Source organism: Citrobacter sp. wls826, from assembly GCF_005281245.1.
Lineage (GTDB): Bacteria > Pseudomonadota > Gammaproteobacteria > Enterobacterales > Enterobacteriaceae > Citrobacter > Citrobacter braakii.
This window is the reverse complement of the sequence record NZ_SZWS01000016.1, coordinates 19970-29342: the sequence shown is the minus strand read 5'-3', so window position 1 is coordinate 29342 and position 9373 is coordinate 19970. Positions and strand designations below refer to the sequence as shown.

Here is a 9373-nt window from a genome sequence, read left to right as displayed (position 1 = left end):
ACACGCTGACCCGATGACGTTTATTGGATATTTTGGAGCAGGTCACGCATGACAGGCCCAATCTTCTCAAACGCTTCAGGGGTTATGATATCGACATGCGCGCAGTCCTGACGATATACATCCAGACTGGATATCCACGGTGACCAACTGCGTTCAGGACTGACACCCGGCACTAAAGTGCGCTCAGCAACGAACAGCGTGGCGTGACCAGCAAACGGCACGCTGTGTGCCGTGGTGAGCAGGCGAACCGCATCGGCGTAGTTGCCTTCGATAGCATTAAATAAGGCCTCTGACGCATTCCCCTGCTGCGCTGCCAGAAACGCTTCACGTTCACGCTCGATCTCGGCCAGTACCGCGGGATCCAACCCATTGGCCTCCTTTTCCTGCCAGTTTTGCGTTTCCGGCGGCCAGGTATCCAGCAGCCCCAGGAATGCAACTGTCTCTCCTCTGGCATGTAAGCGTGCGGCGATTCCCTGCGCCAACGTCCCCCCCAGCGAGTAGCCTAATAAATAATAGGGACCATGAGGCTGCTGGCTGAGCAGCGTTGCCAGGTGATGTTCGCATACCGCATCAAGGTTTTCCGCCGTCTGCATAGGGCCATCCGGTCGCGGCGACTGAATGCCAATAATCGACCACTGCGGGCTGAGGTAACGCGACAGCACGCTAAACTGCCAGGCGAAACCCGACGCCGGATGGAAGCAAAACAGCGTTGGGCCATGACTTTCACGCAGCGGCAGCAGCGTCTCGAATCCCAGACGCTGCGACTTTTCATCATCATTGCTCTCCAGCAGTGCACTCAGTTGTTCAACAGTAGAAGCCACCATTATTTGCCCAGGCGTTACCTGACGCTCAAAAATCTGGCTCAACTGCGCTGCCAGTTTCATCGCCAGCAGCGAATGTCCGCCAAGCGCAAAGAAGTCAGCCTCTACGTCATTAACCTCGCAATCCAGCAAAGCCGCAAAAGACTGCGCGATGGCGGTTTCAGTCCCTGCTCGCGGCGCACGTCCTGACGTACGCGACGTCAACTGCGGCATCGGCAGCGCTTTACGATCCAGTTTACCGTTTGCACTCAGCGGCAGCTCCGCCAGTTGCAACAATACCGTCGGCACCATATGCGCAGGCAGTTTTTCACGCAGAGTTTCTCGCAATGCAGACGTATCCAGCGGTAACCCCGATTGCGACACCAGATACCCCACCAACTGTCGCGCATCGCCGCCTGTCGCCGCCGCCTGGTTGAATACGCAGGCGTGGGCAACGGCATGTTCGACATCTGGCAGTTGCTGCATCACCCGATCAATCTCACCGAGCTCAATGCGCTGTCCGCGAATTTTAAGCTGGTCATCGCTGCGCCCGAGGTATTCCACTGCGCCATTCTCCAGCCAGCGCGCCACATCCCCGGTCCGGTACATGCGTTCACCAGGGTTAAATGGATCGGCGATAAAGCGGCTCGCAGTTAGATCCGCTCGCCCCAGGTATCCTTGCGCCAGTTGGATCCCCGTCAGATAGAGATCACCTGCCACGCCAAAGGGCACCGGGCGCATCATGGCGTCCAGGATCCGTAAACCGGTATTCCATACCGGATAGCCAATCGGCACGCTATTGCCCGTTACGGCAGCGAGATCGTCCCCCCAGGCCGGATACCAGCTCACATCGACCGCCGCTTCCGTTGGCCCGTATAAATTGTGCAGTGGCGCATGAGTCAACTGTTCCCATTCGCGGCATAAATCTGCAGGTAAGGCTTCGCCGCTGCAGAATACCCGTTTCAGCGAGGCACAGCTCTCCCGCGCGGTTTCCGGCGTCAGTGAAGCAACAAAAGCGGCCAGCATAGAGGGAACAAAGTGCGTGGTCGTCACCCCTGACTGCGCAAAGAACTGCTGCATCGCCAGCGGATCGCGGTGCGCTTCAGGTTCTGCCATGACCAGTTTTGCCCCAGCAATAAACGGCCAGAAAAACTCCCATACCGAGACGTCAAAACTGCACGGCGTTTTTTGCGCCACCACATCATCCGCGGTCAGAGGATAGTGATTTTGCATCCACAGCAAACGGTTAACGATGGCTGTTTGCCCAACCATCACCCCTTTTGGTCTGCCGGTAGAACCGGAAGTAAAAATAATATAGGCCGTATGATTAGGTTGAGATAGCGCCAGCGGTGCAGCATCCTCTTCTGGCAGCGGCGCGTTGTAGCATAGACTTTCCAGCTCCGGAATATCGCTAAAGCGCGCCAGTTGCTCTTCGGTCGCGATCAACAATTTTGGCTTCGCGTCTTCGAGCATCATCCGCAGGCGATCGTCCGGGTATCCGGTATCCAATGGCAGCCAAGCGGCTCCCGCCTCAACAATACCGTGCAGCGCCAGCGTGAGGAACACGGAACGCGGTAATGCCACGGCAACGCTGTCACCAGGCTGTACGCCACGCTCGCGCAGGCGGCGCGCCAGCGCCACAACCTGTTGGCGCATTTCACGATAGCTAAACTGATAGCGGGCATCAGCCAGCGCCGGGGCATCCGGCGTTTTATCGGCCTGCTGTACCACCAGCGCGCTCAGCGTGGTGGACGGGATCGCCACGGTCGTATCGTTAATCTTCGCCAGCCGCTCATGTTCTGTCGGCAACAGCATCCCGGCATCGCCGCAGCATAGCGACGGATTGTCGGCAAACTGCGCGATAAGCGCGGTTAAACGCGATGCATGTTGCGCCAGCGTCGCGGCATCGTAGCGCTGTTTATTGGCCAGGATTTCAATACTCAGCCCGCCGTTTTCATCCGGGAACAGCGCCAGTTCCAGATCGTTCACCGGACCTGTCGCCAACGTATGGGTTTGCGCCTGAACGCCAGGAATATTCAGTTGATAGTCGAATATTTTCACGTTCAGTACCGGGCCAAACAGCGGTTCGGCACCGGCTGCGCGCCCGCTGTCGCGAACAATTTGCTCAGCATCATATCGCTGATGTCGGCGCATTTTCTTCAACTGTGTGGCCAGTCGTTGGGCAAGTGCAGGCAAGCTTTCTGCCGCATTCAACTGCACGCCAAATGGCAGGACGTTTAAAACCGGTCCGGTGGACGTGAGCGCCGCCGACCCCATACGCCGCATAAAGATAAACCCGGCGGCATATTCCATTCGGCTGCATAAACGTCCGAGCCACAGCGCCACCAGCGCAAGGGCCAGATCCGCACGCTGAACGTCTGGCATACGTGCCGCAAGCCGGCGAAACTCCCCTTCAGGCGCGGTTAACTTCAGACGAATAATACCCGCGCTGGCCGACCGCCCTGGCAGGGGTTTGTTAGACAGCGAAGCCGGAGGTGGGAGTTGCTTTCGCTGCTCGGTCCAGAAGGCGCCGTCACGTTGCCAGGCATCGCTTTGCCGATACTGTTGATACTCTTCCACCACCTCAGAAAATGGCGTAAAAGGTGATTCCGGCGTGGGCTCGCCATGCAGCCATGCGCGGTAAATTGCGGCTATCTGGCGGGTAATGGCCGGGAAACTGAAGCCATCAACCAGCAGATGATGGTAACGCTGATACCAATACCAACGCTTTTCTCCCACCTGAATGAGCAGGTGAAAAACCAGCGGCTTAGTGCCATCAGCACGGATGTCCTGCTGCAGGTCTGCCTGCATCAAGGCGCGCGCTGCCGCATGCGGATCGGATTTTTCGCGCAGATCGATAATTTCTGGTGGCGCAAAGGCAAGCGCAGAGTCTACCCATTGCCAGACCTCGCCGTTATCTTCGCTAAACCGCATCCGTAGGGTATCGGCCTGCTCAAGACCCGCCACTACCGCTTTCGCCAGCAACGGTGCGTCCAGTTCGCCGGTTAATTCTACGTAGTGCGCCACGCTCCACGCTGAGGGCAATGTGGAGAGTTTTTCTGCCATCCAGATCCCCGGCTGAGCCGCAACTAACGGTAAACGTTGAGTCATGGAGCCTCCTGCACATCGACGTAGTTCGCTGGCGTCAGCGTGGTCCAGTTTGCATCCAGCCATTGCTGGCAGGCTTCCTGTGATTGGGGTTCGCACGCGACCGTCCAGCCAGCAGGAAGTGAGCATTGCTGCGGCCAAAGGCTAAACTGACGTTGGGGATTTTGCAGAATGTAAAACTGGCCCTGCGGATTATCGAAGGGGTTACTGAATTCCATACTCAACTCCTGTCGTGGAACATCGTCCGGTTAAATCGTGTCGGTAAGCGGTTGCCAGAGCGTGATCAGCCCTTGCATCAGTCCGCCGCGCCAGCAAAGCGCATCGTGTCCACCATCAACCTGACGCCAGAAAATAGACTGTGGTGCAGAGGGTAACTGGGCATAAAGCGCCTGATTTGCGCGATAAATAATGGGTTCGCGGATCCCGGCTTCCAGGACAATACGCAGCCCTTGGGCGCTTATCTTTCCGCTTTTCAGTTGCTCAACGATCGCCCCATCCTGATGACCACCGCGATGCGGCCACCAATAAGAGCCTGACTGGCTGAGCACGCAGCCAAAGCGCGCGGGCCAGTTCAGCCCGGCATACAGCGATGACAGCCCGCCAAAACTTTGCCCGGCGACGACGGTACGCTGCGGGTCGTCACTGAACGCGGTCGTGGTCTTCACCAGCGGCAATAGTTCCTGCTGTACTGCCAACCAAAAATCCGCATTACACGGCAATTCGCGGCTGCGGTGAGCCGTGTCGATGGTATCAATCAGGAGATAAACGGCGGGCGGGAGGTGTCCGCGATGGGTGAGTGAAGTCAGCGCAGGCCAGACCGGCATACTCTGTGCCCAAAACTGTCCGTCCAGCAGGATAGCCAGCGGACGCGTTTCCGGCTGAGCTTCACCAGTGGTAAACACCCACACGCGGCGTGTATTGCCGAGTCTGGCGCTACGCCATTGCAGGCAAACTGCGGGCGAGTCGGGGTTTTCAGGTCGATCCCATCCCGGTTGTACGGGTGCATCAGGCATTTCCAGTGCAGACACCGCATGGCCACGACCGCCCTGCCAGCTCTGCGGATTGAGGGGATCGGCAATAGCCTGCGGCAACAATTGCCGCCAGCCTTCACGCAGCACGGTTCGGTCAGGCGCTTCGCCCGGCGTCTGCGCGGCAAAAATATCATTTCGTTCTGTTGGGATAAAACAGTAACTGCCGCGCCAGTTGGCGCTGAGGGAAACACTCCAGCACCAAACATTTGTTCCGTCAATGCGTTGCATCGACTGCGGGGTGGCATTTTGATGGTGGTCGGTGACGCCGGTGATATAGACCCATACGCGGTGAATGGCTGACTCTTTTTCCGTTCCCTGCGGGTCGCGCCACCAGAAGGTTACCCGATAATTTCCGTTGTCTTCACGCTCCCACTCCGGGCCTTTTTTTGACTGCCACCACGCCTCGCTTCCCATCTTTAACGTCGTCACCGCCATAACCCCATGTTTATTGTCAAATTTTATGATCTAGCGTGAAATATATTGATAATATTATTGATAACTATTTGCATTTGCAATAGCGTATTGTCGCGCTGTGGGAAGCGCGCACAGTTTTTCACCACTTATAAACCGGCCTGGCGCTGCGTACTTTTTCTGGAATGGAGGGTTTACGCGGATGCGGGCGACATCAGACCAAATGCCGCACCACGGCACATTGGTACTCGTGGCTAAAAGAACAGCAGGACATACAATGAACAACAAGATTCATTCACTGGCCTTATTGGTCAATTTAGGGATTTACGGGGTAGCCCTGCCAGCGATGGCAGAAGATCAAACCGATAGCGCCGCTGTCTCTCATGAAGACACCATCGTGGTTACCGCCGCCCAGCAGAACCTGCAGGCACCGGGCGTTTCAACCATTACCGCTGATGAAATTCGTAAGAATCCTCCCGCTCGCGATGTGTCGGAAATCATCCGTACCATGCCAGGCGTCAACCTGACCGGTAACTCAACCAGCGGTCAACGCGGCAACAACCGCCAGATCGATATTCGCGGCATGGGGCCGGAAAACACCCTGATTCTGATCGACGGCAAACCGGTAACCAGCCGTAACTCTGTGCGTCAGGGCTGGCGCGGCGAGCGTGATACCCGCGGCGATACCGCCTGGGTGCCACCAGAAATGATCGAACGTATTGAAGTGCTGCGCGGTCCTGCCGCGGCACGCTATGGCAACGGTGCGGCTGGCGGCGTGGTGAATATCATCACCAAAAAAGGCAGCAACGAATGGCACGGCTCCTGGGATACCTATTTCAACGCCCCGGAACATAAAGACGAAGGTTCAACCAAACGCACCAACTTTAGCCTGAACGGTCCGCTGGGCGGGGATTTCAGCTTCCGTTTGTACGGTAATCTCGATAAAACCCAGGCCGACGCGTGGGATATCAACCAGGGTCATCAGTCAGAACGTACCGGCACGTATTCAAATACTTTACCGGCCGGTCGTGAAGGGGTGATCAACAAAGACATTAACGGCGTGGTTCGCTGGGATTTCGCCCCGCTCCAGTCACTGGAACTGGAGGCTGGCTATAGCCGTCAGGGCAACCTGTATGCGGGCGACACTCAAAACACCAACACCAACCAACTGGTGAAAGATAACTACGGGAAAGAGACCAACCGTCTTTACCGCCAGAACTACTCTCTGACCTGGAACGGCGGCTGGGATAACGGCGTCACTACCAGTAACTGGGTGCAGTATGAACATACGCGTAACTCCCGTACGCCGGAGGGCCTGGCGGGGGGTACCGAAGGGATTTTCGACCCGAATGCGTCACAAAAATACCTCGACGCCGACCTGAGTGACGTCATGCTGCACAGTGAAATCAGCATTCCGTTAGATCTGCTGGTTAACCAAAATCTGACGCTCGGTACCGAATGGAACCAGCAGCGCATGAAGGACATGTTGTCCAATTCGCAGACCTTTATGGGCGGTGATATTCCAGGGTCCAGCAGCACCAACCGCAGCCCGTACTCAGACGCAGAGATTTTCTCTCTGTTTGCTGAAAACAACATGGAACTGACCGACAGCACCATGCTGACGCCAGGTTTGCGTTTCGATCATCACAGCATTGTGGGCGATAACTGGAGTCCGTCCCTGAACCTTTCCCAAGGTCTGGGCGATGACTTCACCCTGAAGATGGGGATTGCGCGCGCCTATAAAGCGCCAAGCCTGTATCAGCTCAACCCGAACTACATTCTGTACAGTAAAGGTCAGGGTTGCTACGCCACCGGCTCCGCGACCGGTATTGGTTGCTATATGATGGGCAACGATGATCTGAAGGCCGAAACCAGTATCAACAAAGAGATTGGTCTGGAGTTCAAACGCGACGGCTGGCTGGCTGGGGTAACCTGGTTCCGCAACGATTACCGTAACAAGATTGAAGCAGGTACGGTCCCGTTCGACAGAACGTCTATCACCAACAAAGGGAAAACGACTTATACCGATATCTATCAGTGGGAAAACATTCCTAAAGCGGTAGTTGAAGGTCTGGAAGGGACGTTGAACGTGCCGGTTAGCGAAACCGTTAACTGGACTAACAACATCACCTACATGCTGCAAAGTAAGAATAAAGAGACCGGCGAGCGTCTGTCGATTATTCCTGAATACACGCTGAACTCGACCCTGAGCTGGCAGGCACGTGAAGATCTGTCATTGCAATCCACCTTCACCTGGTACGGCAAACAGCAGCCGAAAAAATACGATTACCAGGGTAAACCCGTTACCGGTAGCTCGGCCAGTGAAGTCAGCCCATACAGCATCGTAGGCCTGAGTGCGACCTGGGATGTGACGAAAAACGTCAGCCTGACCGGCGGCGTGGATAACGTCTTTGACAAACGTCTGTGGCGTGAAGGGAATGCCCAGACCACGGGCGATATCGTGACCGGGAACTATATGGCGGGCGCAGGCGCGCACACCTATAACGAACCGGGCCGGACGTGGTTCATGAGCGTTAACACACACTTCTGATAACGTTTTTCCCTCTCCTCGCTGCGGGGAGAGGGAAACCGTAAGAAATCATGCACACAACGCACATCCCGCTCCCTTTCGCAGATCATACGCTGCACATTGTCGAATTTGATCCCGACACTTTCCATGAGCACGACCTGCTCTGGCTTCCCCACCACACTCAGCTCCACTCCAGTGGGCGTAAGCGTAAAGCTGAGCATTTAGCGGGGCGTATTGCCGCAGTCCACGCACTGCGTGAATTTGGCCACAAAACCGTGCCCGGCATCGGTGTGCAACGCCAACCATTGTGGCCGCAGGATCTGTTTGGCAGCATCAGCCATAGCGCAACAACGGCGCTGGCGGTCGTATCAACGCATCCCATTGGGCTGGATATAGAAGCTATTTTTACACCACAAACCGCAGTTGAGCTGGCTGATGGCATTATTGATAACCACGAACATCAGATTTTGCAGCATGCCTGCCTGCCCTTTCCGCTCGCCTTAACCCTGGTATTCAGCGCAAAGGAGAGCCTGTATAAGGCGTTTTCCAATCAGGCATCGGGGCTACCAGGTTTCACCAGCGCAAAAATCACCGCACTCACGACTCAGCAATTAACATTACAAATCATGCCGTCATTTTCGGCAAACCTCGGCAATCAAGAAGTTAACGTTCATTGGTTTCAGCGTGATAAAAATATCGTGACGCTATTTCCATTCTCACCATCAGGATCGTGATCCTTTTCTCTTTTTAAGAAATTAGCTGCGCAAATCGTAGACAGTTCGATTATCTCGACTTATCGTTAACTTGAATAATAAATCATATTTGAATAAATATTCAAAGTGGAGAAAAAGATGAACAAGACCTTGATTAAATCCGTATTACTGGCCTCGATCCTTACCACATCGGGTTCGCTGTATGCTGCCGACAACGGACTGATTGCGATTATTACCCCTTCTCACGATAACCCGTTTTTTAAAGCCGAAGCCGACGGTGCAGTCGCCAAAGCAAAAGAGCTGGGATACGCCACGCTGGTTGCCTCTCATGATGATGACGTCAATAAACAAAACCAACTGATTGAGACTGCTATTGCTCGTAAAGCGAAAGCGATCATTCTCGATAATGCGGGTGCAGATGCCACCGTAGGGCCGCTGGAAAAAGCCAAAGCAGCGGGTGTAGCTGCTTTTCTGATCGATCGCGAAATCAATAAAACCGGTATCGCGGTGGCGCAAATCGTGTCGAATAACTATCAAGGCGCACAGCTCGGCGCAGAGAAGTTCGCCAGGTTACTGGACGGAAAAGGGAAGTACGTTGAACTGCTGGGACGTCAATCCGACACCAACGCCCATGTACGCTCGCAGGGGTATCACGATGTACTCGATGACTATCCGGACATGAAAATGGTAGCCCAGCAGACGGCAAACTGGAGCCAAACCGAAGCCTTTACCCGAATGGAAGCCATTTTGCAAACCAACCCAGATATCGTAGGCGTGATC

Annotated in this window: 6 protein-coding genes; 3 read left to right on the top strand and 3 right to left on the bottom strand. The window is 55.2% G+C overall.

All coding sequences use genetic code 11. The features are described 5' to 3' along the window. Positions 1-20: 20 nt before the first annotated feature. The 3 genes from entF to fes are packed head-to-tail and all read right to left on the bottom strand — an operon-like array spanning position 21 to position 5374. Entirely contained in the window at positions 21-3911 is a 3891-nt protein-coding gene (gene entF / locus FDW87_RS02205) for an enterobactin non-ribosomal peptide synthetase EntF (RefSeq protein WP_137379422.1), read from the bottom strand. After that, entirely contained in the window at positions 3908-4126 is a 219-nt protein-coding gene (locus tag FDW87_RS02200) for an MbtH family protein (protein ID WP_016152190.1), read from the bottom strand. The genes entF and FDW87_RS02200 overlap by 4 nt, the downstream gene beginning before the upstream one ends. Before the next feature lie 30 nt (positions 4127-4156). Next, positions 4157-5374 carry an enterochelin esterase gene (gene fes / locus FDW87_RS02195; protein ID WP_137379421.1) on the bottom strand — a complete coding sequence of 406 codons (1218 nt, stop codon included), beginning with the start codon at positions 5372-5374 and terminating at the stop codon, positions 4157-4159. Positions 5375-5627: 253 nt separating this feature from the next. Here fes and FDW87_RS02190 point away from each other — a divergent pair, with 253 nt between their 5' ends. The 3 genes from FDW87_RS02190 to FDW87_RS02180 all read left to right on the top strand — a co-directional run. After that, complete coding sequence (locus FDW87_RS02190; protein WP_016155941.1) at positions 5628-7901, top strand: TonB-dependent siderophore receptor; 2274 nt, start codon at positions 5628-5630, stop codon at positions 7899-7901. Positions 7902-7951: 50 nt separating this feature from the next. Further along, positions 7952-8614: an enterobactin synthase subunit EntD gene (gene entD, locus FDW87_RS02185; RefSeq protein ID WP_047415103.1), complete on the top strand. Its 663-nt coding sequence runs from the start codon at positions 7952-7954 to the stop codon at positions 8612-8614. A gap of 117 nt (positions 8615-8731) precedes the next feature. After that, the coding region (locus FDW87_RS02180) for a substrate-binding domain-containing protein (RefSeq protein ID WP_252362956.1) at positions 8732-9373 on the top strand (642 nt) is incomplete at its 3' end.

What these genes read in the sequence shown, in the direction of transcription:
- FDW87_RS02200 (WP_016152190.1), bottom strand. Translation starts at nt 4,126, where the DNA reads ATGGAATTCAGTAACCCCTTCGATAATCCGCAGGGCCAGTTTTACATT.
- entF (WP_137379422.1), bottom strand. Translation starts at nt 3,911, where the DNA reads ATGACTCAACGTTTACCGTTAGTTGCGGCTCAGCCGGGGATCTGGATG.
- fes (WP_137379421.1), bottom strand. Translation starts at nt 5,374, where the DNA reads ATGGCGGTGACGACGTTAAAGATGGGAAGCGAGGCGTGGTGGCAGTCA.
- FDW87_RS02190 (WP_016155941.1), top strand. Translation starts at nt 5,628, where the DNA reads ATGAACAACAAGATTCATTCACTGGCCTTATTGGTCAATTTAGGGATT.
- entD (WP_047415103.1), top strand. Translation starts at nt 7,952, where the DNA reads ATGCACACAACGCACATCCCGCTCCCTTTCGCAGATCATACGCTGCAC.